We start from the raw sequence: 18,190 nt of genomic DNA, 5'->3' as shown, positions 1-18,190 counted from the left end.
AACGAATGACGCATTCGGTCGTTGGGGGTGGTTCTCACGGGGTGGCCGGCTTGGCCGGAAACGAGAAAAGGCCCCCGACCGAAATCGGGGGCCTTCTCTTCGGGTGACTGACGGGACTCGAACCCGCGACAGCCAGGATCACAACCTGGTGCTCTACCAACTGAACTACAGTCACCATAACTTCCACGGCTTCGCCCTCTCGGGCTGTTCCGCAGCAGCGAGAACGATATTAGCCTGACTCCCCGCCGGAAAGCCAATCGGTTTCTACTCGGCTTCGAGAACCTTGACGATTTCGGCAATCTCGCTGGTGGAGGGGCCGGGGTCGGCGACGAACGCGGTCTGGCGGTAGTACTTCAGTTCGCGGATCGACTCCTTGATGTCCGCGAGGGCCCGGTGCGAGAGGCCCTTCTCGGGCTGGCCGAAGTAGATCCGGGGGTACCAGCGCCGGCACAGTTCCTTGATGGAGCTGACGTCGATCATCCGGTAGTGGAGGTAGTCGTCGAGCAGCGGCATGTCCCGGGTGATGAAGCCGCGGTCGGTGGCGATCGAGTTGCCCGCCAGCGGCGCCGTGCCCGCGTTCGGGATGTGCTCCTTGATGTAGGCGAGGACCCGCTCCTCGGCCTCGGCCAGCGTGACGGTGGAGGCGCGCACCTCCTCGGTGAGCCCGGAGCGCGCGTGCATCTCCTTGACCACGTCGGGCATTTCGGCGAGCGCGGCGTCGTCGGCGTGGATGACGATGTCCACTCCCTCGCCCAGCACGTTGAGCTCGCTGTCGGTGACCAGCGCGGCCACCTCGATGAGCTTGTCGGAGCCGAGCCGCAGTCCGGTCATTTCACAGTCGATCCACACGAGTTTGTCCTGCACTGGGTCCACAGTAGTCACGGGGTTCTCGGGATAGGGTCCCGGTGGACACATTCGACGCGTTGAAGTCCCGACCAGGAGGACGTGAATGACGGTGGATCCGACTGCATCCGGCGCATCCGAGCCGAAGCCCGACCAGGTTTCGCTGGCGGAGAGGGCGAAGGCGGCGCAGGCCGCGGCCGAGGAGGCTGCCCGGGTGGCGGCGGAGGCGGCGGCCGCAGCCGCGGCGGCCCTGCGTGAGGCGGAGGCCGCGGCGCAGCAGGCAGGGCCGCCGCTGGTCGAGACCCCGGCTCCCGCCGAAAGCAGCACGGCTACCGCGGAAACCAGCCCCGCTCCGGCCGAATCCGTTCCCGCGCCTGCCGAATCCGCCGGCGGGTCCGTCGCGGGTGGCTCGGCTCCGGCGCCGTCGAGCTCGGYCGCCCAGGAGATCGCCGCCGGTTACGCCTTCGCCGGCGCCGCGCTCGAGCTCGGCACCGTGATGGTGGACGGCGTCGTCGATCCCACTGCGCGAGTGCGGATCCCGCTGGCCACCCTGAACCGGCACGGCCTGGTGGCCGGCGCGACCGGCACCGGCAAGACGAAGACGTTGCAGGGCATCTGCGAGCAGCTCTCGGCCGCGGGTGTGCCGGTGGTGATGGCGGACGTCAAGGGCGACGTGTCCGGGCTGTCCGCACCCGGCGAGGCGGGGGAGAAGATCGCCGCCCGTGCGGCGTCGACCGGCATCGCGGACTGGGCGCCCACCGCGTTCCCCACCGAGTTCCTCTCGCTCGGTACCGGCGGGATCGGCATCCCCGTCCGCGCCACCATCACCAGCTTCGGTCCGATCCTGCTGAGCAAGGTGCTGGGGCTCAACGCCACCCAGGAGTCGACCCTCGGGCTGATCTTCCACTGGGCCGACACCCAGGGCCTGGCCCTGCTCGACCTCAAGGACCTGCGCTCGGTCATCGCGCACCTGACCTCCGACGAGGGCAAGGCCGACCTGAAGGGGATCGGCGGCGTGTCCTCGGCAACGGCGGGGGTGATCCTGCGGGCCCTGGTCAACCTGGAGGCGGACGGCGGCGACACCTTCTTCGGCGAGCCCGAGTTCGAGACCGAGGACCTCCTGCGGGTCGGGCCGGACGGCAAGGGCGTCGTCACGCTCTTCGAGTTGGGCGCGCAGGCGGCCCGGCCGGTGATGTTCTCCACCTTCCTGATGTGGGTGCTCGCGGACCTGTTCCAGACGCTGCCCGAGGTCGGCGACGTGGACAAGCCCAAGCTGGTGTTCATCTTCGACGAGGCGCACCTGCTGTTCGCGGACGCGTCGAAGGCGTTCCTGCAACAGGTCGAGCAGACCGTCAAGCTGATCCGCTCCAAGGGCGTCGGCGTGTTCTTCTGCACCCAGCTGCCCACCGACGTGCCCAACAACGTGCTCTCGCAGCTCGGGGCCCGGATCCAGCACGCGCTGCGCGCGTTCACCCCGGACGACCAGAAGGCACTGAACAAGACCGTCCGGACGTACCCGAAGACCGCGCACTACGACCTGGAGAAGGCGCTGACCTCGCTGGGCACCGGCGAGGCCGTGGTGACCGTGCTCTCGGAGAAGGGCGCACCGACGCCGGTCGCGTGGGCGATGATCCCGCCGCCGCGGTCGCTGATGGACACCGTGGGCGAGCCCGCCATCCGTGCCGCCGCCGCGGCCAGCCCGCTGAACGCGAAGTACGGGCAGACCGTCGACCGCGAGTCGGCCTACGAGCGGCTCACGGCCAAGGTCTCCGGCGCGCCGAACGCGGACGGCCTGGACCTGCCGCCGCTGCTGCCGGACCTGCCGGACCTTCCGCCCCCGCCGCCGGACGAGCCGAGCGCGGTCGAGCGGATCATGGAGAACTCCGCGGTCAAGAGCTTCCTGCGGTCCGCGGCCACCGTCGCCGGACGAGAGATCTCGCGGTCCATCTTCGGCACCGGCCGCCGCCGCAAGCGCTGACGCACTCGTGCGCGGTTGACGGGGGCCGAAGGACCCGTCAACCACGCACAGGTGGCGGAGCCGCCTAGACCGGCGGGAGCAGGCGCGGGACCACCTTGCCCGCGGGGTTGCGGGGCAGTTCGTCGAGGAAGACGACCTCGCGGGGCACGCAGAAGCGGGCCAGGTGGGCCTTCACGTGGGTGCGGATGCCGTCCTCGCTGAGCGTCTCGCCGTCGGCGTCCCCGCTGCGCACCACGTAGGCGACCAGGCGGGCGCCGAACTCGGGGTCCTCGGCGCCGACCACCGCGTTCTCCAGCACCCCGGGCAGCAGGCTGAGCAGGTCCTCGACCTCGCGCGGGTAGACGTTCTCGCCGCCGGAGACGATCATGTCGTCGCTGCGCCCGTCCAGGAACAGCAGGCCGCCGAAGTCGAAGTGGCCGAGGTCGCCGGTGGACATCAGGCCGTCCCGGACCTCCTTCTCGCCGCCGTCGCGGGTGTAGCCCTCGAAGAGCATGCCGTTGCCGACGAACACCCGGCCGACGGTGCCGCGGGGCACCTCGGCGCCGCGGTCGTCGAGGATCCGCAGCACCGTGCCGAGCGGGGGACGGCCGGCGGTGGTCGGGTGTGCGTCGAGCTCGTGGGGCTGCGCGATCGACGCCCAGCTCACCTCGGTGGAGCCGTAGAAGTTGTAGAGGACCGGGCCGAACACCTCGCGGGTCCGGTGCACGACGCCGGTCGGGATGGCGGAGCCGCTGGCCGCGATCACCCGCAGCGTCGACAGGTCCGCCGCGCGCTCGCCCACGGGCAGGTCGGTAATGCGCTGGAGCATCGTCGGCACCACCCAGAGCACGCTGGCCCGGTGTTCGGCGACCAGCGCGACGGTGGCGGCGGGGTCGAAGCGCCGGCTGAGCACCATGGTCGAGCGCAGCGCGAGCGCGATCTGAACGGCGGCCAGGCCCCAGGTGTGGAAGATCGGCGACGCGACCACCGTCGTCTCGGCGCTGCGCAGCGGCAGCCGCGACAGCAGCGCCGACGCGGGCATCCAGCTGCGCGGTTCGGGTCGGTTGGCGCCCTTCGGGGTGCCGGTGGTGCCGGAGGTGAGGACGACGATCCGGCCGCGGCGCGGGCGGGCGGGCAGCCCGGAGACCCCGTCGCGCCGGCCGTCCTCGAGGAGTCCGCCGAACCGCGCCCAGCCGTCGGCGCGGGTGTCGTCGGGGGCCGCGTCGGGGTCGTCGAAGACGGCGACCCGCAGCGTCGAATGGGGGATCAGCGCCGCGAACTCGGGGTCGACCAGCAGCCAGTCCAGCTTCTGCTCGGCGGCGACCTCCGCGAGCTGGGCGGCCGAGGCCCCGGTGTTGAGCAGCACCAGGTCGGTGCCGAGCCGCGACGAGGCGCCCATCGCGACGAGGAAGCCGCGGTGGTTGCGGGCCAGGATGCCGATCCGCCCGCGTTCGCGCAGGCCCCGGTCGTGCAGGGCGACGGCGAGGGCCTGCGCGTCGGCGTCGAGCCGGCGGTAGCTGATCGCGCCGAGGTCGTCGACGACGGCCACCCGGTCGCCGTCGCGGCGCGCCGCCACCGCCAGCAGCCCGCCGGCGGTGAAGTCCCACTGGTACCAGGCGGAGACCACCCCGGCGAGCCGGCCCGGCCCGATCGGCCCGACGATGCCGGCGCGGGTGATGGGGACCAGGCCCTTGATCAGGTCGGTGGCTCCGGAAAGGCGCGGCATCGGCTGGTGTCCTCCTGGTGGCGGTGAGGTGTGCCCGGGCGGCGGCGATGGTGTCGCCCGCCACACGGAACCCAACTTACTTGCCGGTAAGGACTGGCGCCACGCCTACCCGGACACCTCGCGCCGCAGCAGGTCCTCGACCGTCTCCCGCCGGACCAGCGCCCGGCTGGCGCCGCCGCGGACCGCGACCACCGGCGGCCGCCCGACCGCGTTGTACGACGACGCCATGCTGTGGTGGTACGCGCCGGTGCCGGGCATCGCGAGCACGTCGCCGGGGCGCAGGTCGTCGGGCAGGTCCACGTCGACCGCCAGTTCGTCGCCGGACTCGCAGTGCCGGCCGGCCACCGTGACCGTGCTCGACGCGCCCAGCGGGTGCCGGTTGGCCAGCGCGACGCTGTAGCGGGCGCCGTACAGCGCCACCCGCGGGTTGTCGCTCATGCCGCCGTCGACGCAGACGAAGGTGCGCCCGCCCGCGATCTTCTTCACCGACACCACCCGGTACACCGTCACCCCGGCCCGGCCGACGATTGCGCGGCCCGGCTCGAGGGTGAGCTGCGGGCGGGGGAACCGGTTGCGCGCGCAGGCGTCGTCGAGCGCGTCGTCGAGGGTCGCGGACAGTGCCGTCAGGTCCAGGTCGCGCTCGCCCGTGCGGTACGAGATGCCGTGCCCGCCACCGAGGTTCAGCTCGGTGAGGATCACCCCGTGGTCGCGCCGGACCTGCTCCATCTGCCCGACCATGCGGTGCACGGCGGCGGCGAAGTGGGCGGGGTCGGTGATCTGCGAGCCCAGGTGACAGTGCAGGCCGACGAGATTGAGTCCGGGCTGGCCGAGGACCCGGCGGATCGCGTCGTCGGCCTGGCCGTGCTCGATGGGGAAGCCGAACTTCTGGTCGGCGACGCCGGTGGCGACGGCCCTGTGGGTGTGCGCGTCGATCCCGGGGGTGACCCGCACCAGGACGTCCTGGCGTGGGGTGCGCGACGAGCCGAGCAGCGCGATCTCGGTGAAGGAGTCCACCACCACCCGGCCGACGCCCGCGGCCCGGGCGGCGCTCAGCTCGCCGGGGGTCTTGGCGTTGCCGTGCAGGATGATCCGGCGCGGGTCGAACCCCGCGGACACCGCGATCGCCAGTTCGCCCGCCGAGCACACGTCGAGCGAGAGGCCCTCCTCGCTCACCCAGCCCGCGACCGCGCGGGTGAGCAGCGCCTTGCTGGCATAGGCGATCTCGGCATCCGGGAACACCTCGCGGTAGGCGCGGCAGCGGTGCCGCACGTCCGCCTCGTCCAGCACGTAGGTGGGGGTGCCGTACTCGTCGGCGACGTCGGCCAGCGCGACCCCGGCGACGGTGATGCGGCCGCGGTCGTCGACGTGGGTGCCGATCGGCCACACCGCGGGGTCGAGTCGCGGGGTCATCGCCTGACGCAGCGACGGGAAGATCTCGAGCAGGGTCACGGTGTCTCCTGACGGTGGGGTTCACCCTCCGGAGTACCCGCCGCGACCGCCGGATCCGCCGGCCTTGACGGGACCCTGACGGCCGCGGGGCAAAGGCTTACGCTGCTACCCGCCGAGCTTCTTGTAGAACGTGCCGACGATCGGCGCGATGACGGCGCGCGGGGTGTACTGCCCGGCCACCGACATGCCCTTGCTGATCAGGCCCGGCACCACGCGCATCTTGTTCTTGGCCAGCGAGTCCAGCGAGAGCTTCGCGGTGTACTCGCTGGAGATCCACAGGAAGTCGGGGACCAGCTTGTCGACGATGGAGGCCTCGGCGGGATCGGGCTCCACGGTGCGCACCGGGCCCGGCGCCAGCAGGGTGACGTGCACGCCGGTGCCGGCCAGTTCGCCGCGCAGCGACTCGGAGAAGGTGTTCACGAACGCCTTCGACGCGGCGTAGGTGGCGTTGTTCGGGATCGGCATGTTGCCGGCCGCCGACCCCACCATGAGGATGCCGCCGCTGTTGCGGGCCAGCATCCCGGGCAGCACGGCGAGCGTGAGGTCGTGCACGGCAACGGCATTGAGCTCGACCTGGGCCCGCTCGTAGCCGGGGTCCAGCTCCGCGATCGGGCCGAACGTCGCGATGCCCGCGTTGTTGCACAGGATGCTGACCGGGCGGTCGGCGAGCTCGGCGGTCAGCTCGGCGCGGGCGTCGCGGTCGGACAGGTCCACCGCACGCACCTCCACCGTGACGCCGTGCGCCTCGGTCAGGCGCTGCGCCAGCGCCTCGAGCAGTTCGCCGCGCCGGGCGACGAGGATCAGCGAGTGGCCGCGCGCGGCCAGTTCGGCGGCCAGCGCCTCGCCGATGCCGGAGGAGGCGCCGGTCACGACCGCGCGGGTGTCGGGGGTGGGGATAGGCAGGCTCACGGGGTCAGGCTAGCGGGTCGCCGAGACGGCCCACGGCTCGTGCGCGGTTTGCGGGTCCAGGGGGACGGTTACCGCGCACGAGCGGCGGAGCCGCCTGCGTTCTCACAACGACGCGGCGAGGCGGGTGCCCTGCTCGATTGCCCGCTTGGCGTCGAGTTCGGCGGCCACGTCGGCGCCGCCGATCACGTGCGTGGTCATCCCTGCGGCCTGCAGTTCCGCCGCGAGGTCGCGGACCGGCTCCTGGCCGGCGCATATCACGACGTTGTCCACGGCGAGGGTCCGCGGCCGCTCGCGCTTGTCCCCGAACGTGATGTGCAGGCCGTCGTCGTCGATCCGCTCGTAGTTCACCCCGGAGATCTGCTCGACGCCCTTCTTCTTCAACGCCGCCCGGTGCACCCAGCCGGACGTCTTGCCCAGCGACTTGCCGATCTGCCCGGCCTTGCGCTGGAGCAGGAACACCTCCCGCGGGGACGGCTCGGTCCGGGGCTCGGTGAGGGCGCCGGGCGCCGACTCGTCGTGGGTGACGCCCCACTCGCGGTTCCACTCGGCCAGGTCGAGCGTCGGCGAGGCGTCGTGGGTGAGGTATTCGGAGACGTCGACGCCGATGCCGCCGGCCCCGATCACCGCGACCTTCGCCCCGACCGGGCGACCCTCGCGGACCAGTTCGGCGTAGGAGAGCACGCTGGGGTGGTCGATGCCGGGGATCGCCGGGATGCGCGGGGTGACGCCGGTCGCGAGGACCACCTCGTCGTGGCCGCCGTCGAGCAGTTCGCGCGCGGTGACGCGGGTGCCCAGGTGCACCTTCACACCGACCAGCTCGAGCCGGCGTGTGTAGTAGCGGATGGTCTCGGCGAACTCCTCCTTGCCGGGGATCCGGCGCGCGATCCCGAACTGGCCGCCGATCTCCTCGCCCGCCTCGAAGAGCTCGACCCGGTGGCCGCGCTCGGCCAGGTTCAGCGCCGCGGACAGTCCGGCCGGGCCGGCGCCGACCACCGCGACGTTCTTGGCCCGGCGGGTGGGCGAGAGCACCAGTTCGGTCTCGCGGGCCGCCCTCGGGTTGAGCAGGCAGGACACGGGCTTGTTCACGAACGCGTGGTCGAGGCAGGCCTGGTTGCAGGCGATGCAGGTGTTGATCTCGTCGCCGCGGTCGGCCGCGGTCTTGCGCACCCACTCCGGGTCCGCCAGCATCGGCCGGGCCATCGAGATGAGCTGCACCGCACCGCCTTCGAGGATCTCCTCGGCGGTCTCGGGCATGTTGATCCGGTTCGACGCGCACACCAGGACGGTCACCTCGCGGGCCAGCCGGGCGGTGAAGTCGGCGAAGGCGGCGCGCGGCACCGAGGTCACGATCGTCGGCACCCGGGACTCGTGCCAGCCGATGTCGGTGTTGAGGATCGTGGTGCCGGCGGCCTCGAGTTCGCGTGCGAGGGAGACGATCTCGTCCCAGGTCTGCCCGTTCTCGACCAGGTCGGCCATGGAGAGCCGGAACAGGATGACGAAGTTCGGCCCGACCGCGGCGCGGGTGCGGCGGACGATCTCGACGGCGAGGCGACGCCGGTTTTCGGCGCTGCCGCCCCACTTGTCGCGGCGCTTGTTGGTGCGCGCGGCGAGGAACTGGTTGACGAGATAGCCCTCGCCGCCCATGATCTCGACGCCGTCGTACCCGGCGGACTGGGCCAGGAGGGCGCAGCGGACGTAGTCGTCGATCGTCGACTCGACGCCGCGGCCGGTCAGCGCCCGCGGCCGGAACGGGTTGATCGGGGCCTTGATGGAGGACGCGGAGACGCTCAGCGGCTGGTAGGAGTAGCGGCCGGCGTGCAGGATCTGCAGCGCGATCTTGCCGCCCTCGGCGTGCACGGCGTCGGTGATCGTGCGGTGCTTGGCGGCCTGCGACCTGGTGATCAGGTCCGCGCCGAGCGGGAGCAGCCAGCCGGTGCGGTTCGGTGCGTAGCCGCCGGTGACGATGAGGCCCACCCCGCCACGGGCGCGTTCGGCGAAGTACGCCGCCAGCTTCGGGACGTCGCGGGTGCGGTCCTCGAGCCCGGTGTGCATCGACCCCATCACCACGCGGTTGCGCAGGGTGGTGAAGCCGAGGTCCAGGGGCGAGAGCAGGTTCGGGTACGGGTTGCTCACGGGTGCGGCCTTTCGGGGGTCAGGGCTGGCTGGCTGGTGGAGCGCCGGATCGTCGGGCGCGGTCGGACGGTCAGAGGGCATCGAGCACCTCCTGGCACCAGGCGGTGAAGCCCTCCTCCACCCGGATGCCCCCGCGCAGCACCAGGTACTGGTGCAGGTCGGTGCCGGCGAGCTGCTGCGGGGCGGGGAAGTCGCGCTTCTCGATCAGCCGGTACAGGTCCAGGCGACCGGCGTGCGCGTCGCGGTGCCGGGCGACCTCGGTACGCAGCTCGTCGAGGTCGCCGTGTGCCGCCGCCCGGATCTTCACGGCCAGCTCGTTGCGCAGGTGCCCGGCGTCGGTCGGCTCGGCGATCCACCGTCGGAGCTCGGCGCGGCCGGCGTCGCTGACGCGGTAGACGCGCTTGTCGGGGCGGCCGTCCTGGCCGACGACCTCGCCGTCGACCCAGCCGGCGGCGGCCATCCGCTTCAGTACCCGGTAGATCTGCTGGTGGGTGGCGCTCCAGAAGTAGCCGATCGACTTGTCGAACCGGCGGGCCAGCTCGTAGCCGGAGCCGGACTGCTCGGAGAGCGAGACCAGGAGCGCGTGTTCGAGTGCCACGCGTAGGAGTATCTATGCAACGAGGTGACTATGCAACGAGGTGCATTTGCTTGGGCGTCGGCCGCGCGCCGACGACCCGGGTTCAGGAGGCGCCGGCGGACCCCGCGCCGGGACCGGGCGCGGCCGTCAGCAGCGGCAGGAAGGCCTGCGCGATCACCCGGTGTCCGGTCGGGTTCGCGTGGATGTCCTGGTCGGTGCACATCCAGGTCCACGTGCAGATCGACGCGACATTGCGGGGGAGCGACCCGAACCCGGGGACGTCGACCGGATTGCCGAAGTCGTTGTTGAAGAACGCGCCGGCCACGTCGGCCGTCTGCCATCCGACCGCGCTGTTGGCGCCGGCGATGGTCGCGGACAGGACGTTGGCGGCGGCCGCGGTCGCCGCTGCCATCGCTCGGCCCGCCCCGCCGTCGACCCAGCCGGCGAGCGCGGGGTCGTAGTAGTTCATCCCGACGTAACGGGGGCCGTCGCCGCCGGCCTCGCGCAACTGGCCGTTGATCTTGGTGAGGTTGCCGCCGACGGTGCCGAGGCTCTGCGTGATGCAGCCGATGTCGGGCACCCCGGACGAGCCGGCGGAACCGGTCGAGTCACGGAGACAGTGGTAGATGTCATTGGCGCCGATGTCCTCGGTGACGTACCGGACCTGTCCCGGGTGCTCACGCAGGAACTTGGTGGCGTAGCCGAGTTGGGAACTCGCGCCGGGGTAGGTGCACCTGCCGCCGCTGATCATCGTCTCGGTGGTCTCGCCGGAACATCCGAGCCGGACGAACTGCAGGTTGGGATCGGACTGGCGCAACGTGGCGTACAGGTCGTCGCTGTATGAGACCGGTTCGTCCCGGTCGGTGTCCGGCTGGTAGCCGGCGGCCAACGAGTCGCCGAGCGAGAGGTAGTACGTGTCGGTGAGCTGACCGGCGCCGGCGACCGGGTCGGCGCCGGCGGGCGAACCGGCGAGCGCCGCCGAGGCGGCCGCGACGGCAACGGCGAGGGACAGCAGTCTCGGGCAGCGCATGCGTGGACTCCCGTTCTTTGGCGACGGACCGACACGGAAGGGCTGCCCGAAAGACTAGGAACGACGCGGTGGGCGGCGCCGCACTCCGGGGTAATCGTTACTCCGAAGTGACGTCACGGCGACGGGCCACGTCTCGCCCTAGGCTCGCGCTATGGCGACAGCGGCGATCGGGCCGGCGGCGATCGGGTCGGCGACTTCCAAGGGGCAGGTGCTGGCCTGGGCGATGTGGGACTGGGGCTCGGCCGCGTTCTCGGCGGTGATCGTGACGTTCGTGTTCTCGGTGTACCTCACCGACTCGGTGGGCGCGGACCTGCCGGGCTCGGTCTCGGCCAGCAGTTGGCTCGGCTGGGCGCTCGGGGCGTCGGGCCTGCTGATCGCGGTGCTGGCCCCGGTGACCGGTCAGCGGTCGGACGCCGCCGGGCACCGCAAGCGTTCGCTCGCGCTGCTCACCGGGTCGGTGGTGGTCGCCATGACGGCGATGAGCCTGGTGCAGGACCGGTACCAGAACCTGTGGCTGGGCCTGACGCTGCTCGGCGCGGCGACGGTGCTCTTCGAGCTCGCCCAGGTGCCCTACAGCGCGATGCTCCGGCAGGTGTCCACCCCGCAGAACATCGGCAGGGTCTCCGGGTTCGGCTGGGCGATGGGCTACTTCGGTGGCATCGCGTTGCTGCTGATCTGCTACTTCGGCTTCATCGCCGGTGACGGCGACGCGCGGGGGCTGCTCGGCGTCAGCACCGACGGCGGGCTGAACATCCGGCTGGTGGTGCTGCTCGCCGCGGTCTGGTTCGCGGCGTTCGCGATTCCGGTGCTGCTGGCGGTCCCGGAACTGCCGCGATCCGCTGCCTCGGACGGTACAGCGGGACAGGTCGGCTTCCTCGGCTCCTACCGGGTGCTGTGCCGGGACCTGCGCGAGCTGTGGGACGCCGACCGGCACACCGTCTACTACCTCGGGGCCAGCGCGCTGTTCCGCGACGGGCTGGCCGGCGTCTTCACCTTCGGTGCGGTGCTCGCGGTCAACGTCTACGGCATCGCGACCGCCGACGTGCTGCTGTTCGGGGTGGCGGCGAACGTGGTGGCGGCGGCGGGCGCGCTGGCCGCGGGCCGTCTCGACGACCGGATGGGGCCCAAGCCGGTCATCGTCGGGTCCCTGATCGCGATGCTCGGCGCGGGCGCCGTCCTGCTCGTGGTGTCGGGTCCGTTCGCCTTCTGGGTGCTGGGCCTGGTGTTGTGCCTGTTCGTCGGTCCGGCGCAGTCCGCGGCCCGGACCTTCCTCGCCCGGATCACGCCGCCGGGCCGCGAGGGTCAGATGTTCGGCCTGTACGCGACCACCGGCCGGGCCGCGTCGTTCCTGGCGCCGACCCTGTTCGGGCTGTGTGCGTGGCTCTTCGGCAGCGACCGCGCCGGGATCCTGGGGCTGCTGATCGTGCTGGCGGTGGGGCTGGCCGCGCTGCTCCCGGTCCGTCCGCCGCGGGCGGGCTACCTCTTGGCGCCCTCGTCGGACTGAATCCGGAGCTTGTCGGGGAAGAGTCGGCGCTGGACGAGCCAGCCGGCCGCGGCGAGCGCGATCCACAGCACCGTCGAGGTGACCTGCTCCCAGCCCTGGCTCGGGTGCGCCAGGAAGTCGAGCGAACTGGTGGTCCGGCCGAGGCCGCTCAGGATCATGCTGGCGCCACCGATCGAGGTCAGCCACAGCAGCGCCCGGGCCCGGTACTTGTCGGCGAGGAAGGCTGCGGCCACCGCCACCGCGACGATCACGATGCCGCTCAGGGCCCAGTTGTTCTCGCCCGGCTGCAGCACGTCCGCGATCTTGGCGCCCGCCATCGCGCCGGTGAGGCCGCCGATGAAGTAGGCGGAGAACTTGAAGACCAGCGTGGTGACCACCCACGAGGCGACGGCCCCGATCAGGGCGAACAGGAAGAGGGTGGCGAGCGACGCGCTGAACAGGTCGGCGATCAACCAGCCGAGGCCGAAGCCGGCCGCCAGCACCGCGACGTGCAGCGATCCGATTCCCCAGAAACAGAGGACGATTCCGACCAGCAGTACCGCAATTCCGCTCATCGCTCATTCCCTTCGACGCGTGCCAGTACCGCCTCGGCGAGCGCTGCGGCGGCGACCTCGGGGATCCAGTGGCTGACCCCGTCCAGTTCCACGAAACGGTACGGGGCTTCGACGAATTCGCCGCACATCTGCGCCCCGGCGCGGCCGATCGCCGCGTCGCCGGTGCTCCACACGAAGGTGGTGGGTACCCGGACCGCCGGCAGCGAGTGCGCCTCCCGGGTCATGGCCCGGTACCAGGACAGTGCAGCGGTGAGGGCGCCCGGCTCGGTGAGTACCCGCAGGTGCGCGTCCACCCGGGCCGGATCCACGTCGCCGAACACCGCCCGCAGCCGGCGGCCGTCGTCGGCCAGCAGCAGGCTCTCGGCGCGGTCGCCGTCGCGGAAGAGGTCGATGTAGCGGGACCGGTCGCGCTGGTCGTCGTCCTCGCGCCGGGCGCGGCTGAGCGCGGTGGGGTGCGGGACCGACACCGCGGTGAGGGTGCGGATGCGGTCGGGGTGCGTCGCGGCGACGGCCCAGGCCACCGCGGCACCCCAGTCGTGGCCGATCAGGTGGACCGAGTCCAGGCCCAGGGCGTCGAACAGGCCCACGACGTCGCCGACGAGGTGGTGCATCGCGTAGTGCTCGACGCCGACGGGGCGGGCGCCGGGGGAGTAGCCGCGCTGCGCCGGGGCGATCACCCGCAGTCCGGCGGCGGTGAGGATCCCGGTCAGCTCCAGCCAGCACGCCGGGGTCTCGGGAAACCCGTGCAACAGGACCGCCGGAGGGCCCTCGGGTGGCCCCGCGGAGGTGATTTCGAAGGTGAAATCTCCCACCTCGACCGCGTCAGTCCGGACATCGTTCCTGGCGCTGCGTGGCCTCATGATCGAAAACCGTACCGGCGCTTGAGGTGTGGCGTCCGGATGATCGGGACGGTTCCGTTGTGTGTGGAATCGGCAACATGGTATGCATCACATGTATCGCGGTGAGCAGCGCTATTCATGAGAAACGTCGGGGTCGAATTGTGACAGATAACAACAAGGTCGTTTGGAGAGATGAACCCCTGCGAATCGGCGGACGGCCGATCGCGAACTGGCTGAACGCGTCGGCATCGGAGCTCACCGCGCGGGTCGTCGCCCGGCTCATCGACGAGTTGCCGATCTATCGCGAGTTGCCGCGTGAAGAGGTCCACGGCGAGATTTCCGCCATCATCCAGCACAACCTGGAGCTGTTCGCCACCCTGATCCGTGAGCGCCGCGCCGCGTACGACTCCGAGCTCGTCGAGCAGCGCAACTCGGCCGCCCGCCGCGCCGAGGAGGGTGTCCCGCTCGACGCGATCCTGCACGCCTACCACGTGGGCATCGGGCTGGCCGCCGAGGAACTGTTCGCCGGCGCCGACCCCGACGAGATGGGCGACACCCAGGTGGTGATCGGGATGGTCCTGGACTTCCTGCGCCGGCTCACCATCGCGGTCAGTGCCGCGTACCTCGAAGAACGCCAGATCATGGAGAGTCAGGAGAACTCGGGGCGGCGCTCGCTGATGTCGGCGCTGGTGGCCGGCGAACCGGTGGACGCGGTGGTGCGCCGCACCGGCCTCCGGGTGGCGCCGCACTACCTGGCGTTGAGCCTGGCGATCGACGAGAACACCGACGAACGCGGCTACGGGGTGAGCGGCACCGTCGCCGCCCGCCGCAAGCTGCGCCGGCTGCAGGCCGAGCTCGACCGGATCACCGGCGAGCCCGCGCTCACCGTGATCGACAGCGGCGGCGGTACCGCCCTGATCCCCTGCCCGGCCTCGCCGCCGGACTGGGAGGAACTGCGGCAGATGGTCGAGCGGGCGCGGGTGGTCGTCGGCGCCGACCTGCGGGTCGCCGGCGCGATCGCCGAACCCGCCGCCGTGCCCGCCGCCGTGCACGAGACCTCGGAGATCATCGCGCTCGTCGCCCGCTCCGGCCGCCCGCCCGGCCTGTACCGGCTCTCCGACGTCCTGCTCGAGTACCAGCTGAGCCGGCCGAGTCCGGCACACCTCGAGCTGGCCCGGCTGCTCGAACCGCTGGCCTCGAAGCCGGAGCTGATGCAGACCCTCGAGGCGTACGTGGCCAGCGGGTTGAACCGTCGCGCCACCGCCGCCACGCTGCACGTCCACGCCAACACCGTCGACTACCGAATGCGCCGGGTCTTCGAGCTGACGGGACTGAATCCGTCGGATCCGTCGGATCTGCCGCAGGTCGGCGCGGCGCTGGTGGCCAAGCGCGCACTGGGCTGACCGGCCGCCCCCGGTCGGGGTCGTGGCGTCCCGCCGGCCCGGGTGTTGCCGCGACCTCTCGCCCGTAGGGCACACTCGGGCGACGACCTGGAGGGGAATTCGATGCGGTGGGTTCGGCGTGCGGCGGTGGCGTTCGGGTCGTTGGCGGTGCTGGTGGCCGCGGTCGGCGTCGGTGCGCACTACCTCGACACCACCGTGACGACCCTGGTGGTGCTGGCCTCGGCGGCGCCGCTGCTGATGGCGTCCGGCGTCGTCGGGCTGGCCGCGTTCGCCGCGGCCCGGCATTGGGCGGGGGCCGTGGTCGCGGCGGTGGTGCTGGCGGCCGCCGCCTGGACGCAGCTGCCGCTCTACACCGCCGACCGCGTCGCCGACGCGGCCGCCGAGCTGACGGTCATGCAGGCGAACATCTTCTTCGGCAACGACGACCTGGAGGGCGTGGTCGCGCAGGTCCGGTCGAGGCAGGTCGACGTGCTCACGGTCAACGAGCTCACGCCCGGGGCGGTGCCGGCGCTCGGCGCGGCCGGCCTCGACGAGGAGTTGCCGTTCCGGTACCTGCGGCCGATGGAACTGGGCGGCGGGACCGGGATCTGGAGCCGGCACCCGTTGTCGGAGGAGACCGAGCATCTCGGGTTCGTGTTGAACATGGTCTCGGCGCGGGTGCAGCCGCCGACCGGGCCGTCGTTCGTGCTGGTGGCCGCGCACCCGCTGCCGCCGGTGCCGCGGCCGCAGACAGACATCTGGTCGCGCGAACTCGGGCAGGTCCGGGGGATCCTGCGGGACCTGCGGGCGGGCGGCGCGCCCGTCGTCGTGGGAGCGGACTTCAACGCGACCTTCGACCACGCGCAGTACCGGGCGCTGATCGACGACGGGTTCCGGGACGCCGCCGAGCAGTCCGGTGCCGGGGTGTTGCGCACCTACCCCGCGGACCGCTGGTGGCCGCCGCTGCTCGCGATCGACCACATCCTGGTCGCCGGGGCGAGCGCCACCGGCGCCGAGGCGGTCGAGCTGCCCGGGTCGGACCACCGCGGGGTGGTCGCGACCGTGGCGGTGCACCCGGCCGGTGGCTACTCCGCGCCGGACTGATCCGGCCGCGACGCGGCGGAGTCCCGATGCCTGCGTGAGCCGATGAGCTCGGCGACGCCGTCGAGGATGCGGTCCAGCCCGAAGCGCAGCGCGTGGATCGGGTCGGACGCGGCATCGAACTCGGTGCCGGCGGCGGTGCCCACCCGGCCGGAGACCGGGAACTGCTCGCCGTCCATGACGCGGTCGAGGATCGGGCCGACGATGCCCCACCACTGCGCGTCGGTGAGCCCGGACTCCTCCACGGTCGCGGCCACGCTGGCCAGCTGCCGGGCGGTGCCGACGACGTGCGCCAGCACCAGCGTCAGGACCGAGTCCATCTCGACGTCGGTGAGGCCGATGCCGTCGAGCGGCCGCAGTTCCGCCTCGTACTTGCGGCTCGTGTTCGGCCCGAGGACCGGGCGGGCCCCGGCCAGGTGCAGCATCCACGGGTGTCGCTGGTAGAGCGCCCAGTTGCGTTCGGCGACGAACTCGATGCCGCCGCGCCACCCGCCCGGCGCGCGGGCGGGTTGGTCGAGGTCCGCGTACAGCCCGGCGAGCGCCGCGTCCTGCATCAGGTCCATCAGGTCGGCCTTGCCCGGGACGTGGGTGTAGAGGGACATGGCGCCGACGTCGAGTCGCTCGGCCACCCGCCGCATGGAGACGGCATCGAGTCCCTCGGCGTCGGCCAGGGCGATGCCGGCCGCCACGATCGAATCCACGCTCAGACCCTTGCGCCCGGCCTTGCCTTCCAGGCCCCACAGCAGTGCCAGGGTGCGGGCCGGATCGGTCGGAACGTCCTTCTTTGCTGCCACAACAGTGGATTCTCCTCCAGTGCGCCGTCCACGCCGCCCTCAGCCGGCCTCCGGGTTCGTGCGCCACGACCCCATGCCGACCAGGATCAGGCGCAGCTGGCGCTCGGCACGGGCGACCACGGCTCGCTCCTCGCGGCTGCCCGCGGGGACCTCGAGCACGTCGACGGCGGTCGTCATCATCACCGCGACGATCAGGTCGGCCGCCATCTCCAGGTCCTCGACCGGCCAGCTCGCCAGCGCCGGCATCCGGGAGAGGTCGATGGTCAGTTCGCTCGCGAACAGTCGCAGCTCGGTCGAGATCGCGCGGCGCACCGCGGGGGCGCCGCCCTGGCGTTCGCGGCCGAGGAACCGGAACTGGCCCTCGTGGGCGCGCACCTCACGCAGCAGGATGTCCAGCGACGCGCGGACGGTGGTGGTGCCGGCGGCGCCGCGGTCGCGTCGGGCCTCGCGCAGCATCCGGCGCAGCACCCGCATGCCGTCCTCGGCGAGGGTCACCCCGAGGTCCTCCATCGAGCTGAAGTGCCGGTAGAACGCGGTCGGCACGATGCCCGCCGAGCGGGCGACCTCGCGCAGGCTCAGGCTCGCGAAGCCGCGGTCCGCGAGCATCTCCAGCGTCCCGTCGAGCAGGGCCTGGCGGGTGCGCTCCTTGCGTTCGGCTCTGGTCTCCGGCTCCGTCACGGCTCCGAGTGTAGGCGAGCTCGGTTCGGTGTCTAGGTGTGCACCGTATTTGTGCACGGGTGTGTCGTGAGACACGAGTTCGGCCCGGACTGTTGACATCTACCTGCCACTTACTGTCACACTAATTGGAGTACGACTGTTCACTGAAAGTGTCGAGTCTGATCCCCGTGTCCGACCCTTTCCCTTCTACGGCCCAGGAGGTCGCAGTGGCCCTGCAGTCCCGCCCGTCACGGCCCGCCCGCCGGCCCTCGCTGGTCTCGTTGCTCGAGTCGCTCGCGACCCCGCACCGCCTCGATCGCTACCTGGAACTGGTCGATCCGATGGTCACGGTCCGCGACCTGCGGGCCGAGGTCACCGCGGTCCGGCGCGGTACCGGCTCCGTCACCCTCACCCTGCGGCCGACCCGCCAGTGGCGGGGCTTCGAGGCCGGGCAGTTCGTCCAGGTGGGCGTGGTCGTCGACGGCGTCCGGCACACCCGCTGCTACTCGCCCGCCGGCTCGCAGCACGACGCCGGCATCGAGCTCACCGTCAAGGAGCATGCGGGCGGTGTGGTCTCGGGCTACCTGAACAGGGAGGCCCGGGTGGGGCTGGTGGTGGACCTCTCGCCCGCCGACGGCACCTTCCGGCTCCCGGCCCGGCGGCCCGGGCATGTCCTGCTGATCAGCGGCGGCAGCGGCATCACCCCGGTGCTGGCGATGCTGCGGACCCTCCTCG

At 71.9% G+C, this 18,190-nt stretch carries 16 protein-coding genes and 1 tRNA gene; 5 read left to right on the top strand and 12 right to left on the bottom strand.

Annotation, left to right across the window (positions count from 1 at the left end; genetic code table 11):
- Window positions 1–102: 102 nt before the first annotated feature.
- Window positions 103–175: transfer RNA gene (locus tag AC1DU4_RS11390), tRNA-His, on the bottom strand.
- An 89-nt stretch (window positions 176–264) separates the two neighbouring features.
- Complete coding sequence (orn, locus tag AC1DU4_RS11385; RefSeq protein ID WP_072844882.1) at window positions 265–864, bottom strand: oligoribonuclease; 600 nt, start codon at window positions 862–864, stop codon at window positions 265–267.
- An 85-nt stretch (window positions 865–949) separates the two neighbouring features.
- Between orn and AC1DU4_RS11380 the strand changes: the two genes are divergently transcribed.
- On the top strand, window positions 950–2,821 hold the full coding sequence (locus AC1DU4_RS11380; protein WP_477839869.1) for a helicase HerA-like domain-containing protein: 1,872 nt from the start codon (window positions 950–952) through the stop codon (window positions 2,819–2,821).
- A gap of 64 nt (window positions 2,822–2,885) precedes the next feature.
- On the opposite strand, the gene AC1DU4_RS11375 is transcribed toward AC1DU4_RS11380, so the two are convergent.
- From AC1DU4_RS11375 to AC1DU4_RS11350, 6 genes are all read right to left on the bottom strand, one after another.
- Window positions 2,886–4,526 carry an AMP-binding protein gene (locus tag AC1DU4_RS11375; protein WP_477839867.1) on the bottom strand — a complete coding sequence of 547 codons (1,641 nt, stop codon included), beginning with the start codon at window positions 4,524–4,526 and terminating at the stop codon, window positions 2,886–2,888.
- 105 nt (window positions 4,527–4,631) lie between these two features.
- On the bottom strand, window positions 4,632–5,975 hold the full coding sequence (gene lysA / locus AC1DU4_RS11370) for a diaminopimelate decarboxylase (RefSeq protein WP_477839865.1): 1,344 nt from the start codon (window positions 5,973–5,975) through the stop codon (window positions 4,632–4,634).
- A gap of 105 nt (window positions 5,976–6,080) precedes the next feature.
- The gene (gene cmrA / locus AC1DU4_RS11365; RefSeq protein ID WP_477839864.1) at window positions 6,081–6,884 is read right to left on the bottom strand and encodes a mycolate reductase; all 804 of its coding nucleotides are present in this window, start codon (window positions 6,882–6,884) and stop codon (window positions 6,081–6,083) included.
- Between the two features lie 102 nt (window positions 6,885–6,986).
- Complete coding sequence (locus tag AC1DU4_RS11360; RefSeq protein WP_477839862.1) at window positions 6,987–9,017, bottom strand: FAD-dependent oxidoreductase; 2,031 nt, start codon at window positions 9,015–9,017, stop codon at window positions 6,987–6,989.
- Between the two features lie 70 nt (window positions 9,018–9,087).
- Window positions 9,088–9,615: a PadR family transcriptional regulator gene (locus tag AC1DU4_RS11355; protein WP_072844888.1), complete on the bottom strand. Its 528-nt coding sequence runs from the start codon at window positions 9,613–9,615 to the stop codon at window positions 9,088–9,090.
- 82 nt (window positions 9,616–9,697) lie between these two features.
- Window positions 9,698–10,624: an SGNH/GDSL hydrolase family protein gene (locus AC1DU4_RS11350; RefSeq protein ID WP_477839859.1), complete on the bottom strand. Its 927-nt coding sequence runs from the start codon at window positions 10,622–10,624 to the stop codon at window positions 9,698–9,700.
- A gap of 151 nt (window positions 10,625–10,775) precedes the next feature.
- On the opposite strand from AC1DU4_RS11350, the gene AC1DU4_RS11345 reads away from it, so the two are divergent.
- Window positions 10,776–12,128 carry an MFS transporter gene (locus AC1DU4_RS11345; protein ID WP_477839857.1) on the top strand — a complete coding sequence of 451 codons (1,353 nt, stop codon included), beginning with the start codon at window positions 10,776–10,778 and terminating at the stop codon, window positions 12,126–12,128.
- Here AC1DU4_RS11345 and AC1DU4_RS11340 read toward each other — a convergent pair.
- On the bottom strand, window positions 12,101–12,682 hold the full coding sequence (locus tag AC1DU4_RS11340; RefSeq protein WP_477839855.1) for a DUF4203 domain-containing protein: 582 nt from the start codon (window positions 12,680–12,682) through the stop codon (window positions 12,101–12,103). The genes AC1DU4_RS11345 and AC1DU4_RS11340 overlap by 28 nt on opposite strands.
- Window positions 12,679–13,542 carry an alpha/beta fold hydrolase gene (locus AC1DU4_RS11335; RefSeq protein ID WP_477839853.1) on the bottom strand — a complete coding sequence of 288 codons (864 nt, stop codon included), beginning with the start codon at window positions 13,540–13,542 and terminating at the stop codon, window positions 12,679–12,681. Before AC1DU4_RS11335 ends, AC1DU4_RS11340 begins: the two co-directional genes overlap by 4 nt.
- A gap of 140 nt (window positions 13,543–13,682) precedes the next feature.
- On the opposite strand from AC1DU4_RS11335, the gene AC1DU4_RS11330 reads away from it, so the two are divergent.
- Together AC1DU4_RS11330 and AC1DU4_RS11325 are read left to right on the top strand one after the other, a co-directional pair.
- The gene (locus AC1DU4_RS11330) at window positions 13,683–14,924 is read left to right on the top strand and encodes a PucR family transcriptional regulator (protein WP_477839852.1); all 1,242 of its coding nucleotides are present in this window, start codon (window positions 13,683–13,685) and stop codon (window positions 14,922–14,924) included.
- A 102-nt stretch (window positions 14,925–15,026) separates the two neighbouring features.
- Window positions 15,027–16,007 (top strand): endonuclease/exonuclease/phosphatase family protein, encoded by a 981-nt coding sequence (locus tag AC1DU4_RS11325; protein WP_477839850.1) that lies wholly within the window; start codon window positions 15,027–15,029, stop codon window positions 16,005–16,007.
- On the opposite strand, the gene AC1DU4_RS11320 is transcribed toward AC1DU4_RS11325, so the two are convergent.
- Window positions 15,989–16,798 (bottom strand): TetR/AcrR family transcriptional regulator, encoded by an 810-nt coding sequence (locus AC1DU4_RS11320; RefSeq protein ID WP_477839848.1) that lies wholly within the window; start codon window positions 16,796–16,798, stop codon window positions 15,989–15,991. The genes AC1DU4_RS11325 and AC1DU4_RS11320 overlap by 19 nt on opposite strands.
- A gap of 39 nt (window positions 16,799–16,837) precedes the next feature.
- Entirely contained in the window at window positions 16,838–17,476 is a 639-nt protein-coding gene (locus AC1DU4_RS11315; protein WP_477839846.1) for a TetR family transcriptional regulator, read from the bottom strand.
- Between the two features lie 206 nt (window positions 17,477–17,682).
- Between AC1DU4_RS11315 and AC1DU4_RS11310 the strand changes: the two genes are divergently transcribed.
- On the top strand, window positions 17,683–18,190 hold a 508-nt coding region (locus tag AC1DU4_RS11310; protein WP_477839844.1), incomplete at its 3' end, for an FAD-binding oxidoreductase.

The sequence above is a fragment of the Rhodococcus sp. P4_F5 genome (genome assembly GCF_056401315.1).
Note: the sequence above shows the minus strand (reverse complement) of the source record. Positions and strands in the feature narration are given on the sequence as shown.

Excerpts from the sequence above, each read along its gene's own strand:
- AC1DU4_RS11350 (WP_477839859.1), bottom strand. The coding sequence starts at position 10,624 with ATGCGCTGCCCGAGACTGCTGTCCCTCGCCGTTGCCGTCGCGGCCGCC.
- AC1DU4_RS11335 (WP_477839853.1), bottom strand. The coding sequence starts at position 13,542 with ATGAGGCCACGCAGCGCCAGGAACGATGTCCGGACTGACGCGGTCGAG.
- AC1DU4_RS11375 (WP_477839867.1), bottom strand. The coding sequence starts at position 4,526 with ATGCCGCGCCTTTCCGGAGCCACCGACCTGATCAAGGGCCTGGTCCCC.
- AC1DU4_RS11325 (WP_477839850.1), top strand. The coding sequence starts at position 15,027 with ATGCGGTGGGTTCGGCGTGCGGCGGTGGCGTTCGGGTCGTTGGCGGTG.
- AC1DU4_RS11340 (WP_477839855.1), bottom strand. The coding sequence starts at position 12,682 with ATGAGCGGAATTGCGGTACTGCTGGTCGGAATCGTCCTCTGTTTCTGG.
- AC1DU4_RS11345 (WP_477839857.1), top strand. The coding sequence starts at position 10,776 with ATGGCGACAGCGGCGATCGGGCCGGCGGCGATCGGGTCGGCGACTTCC.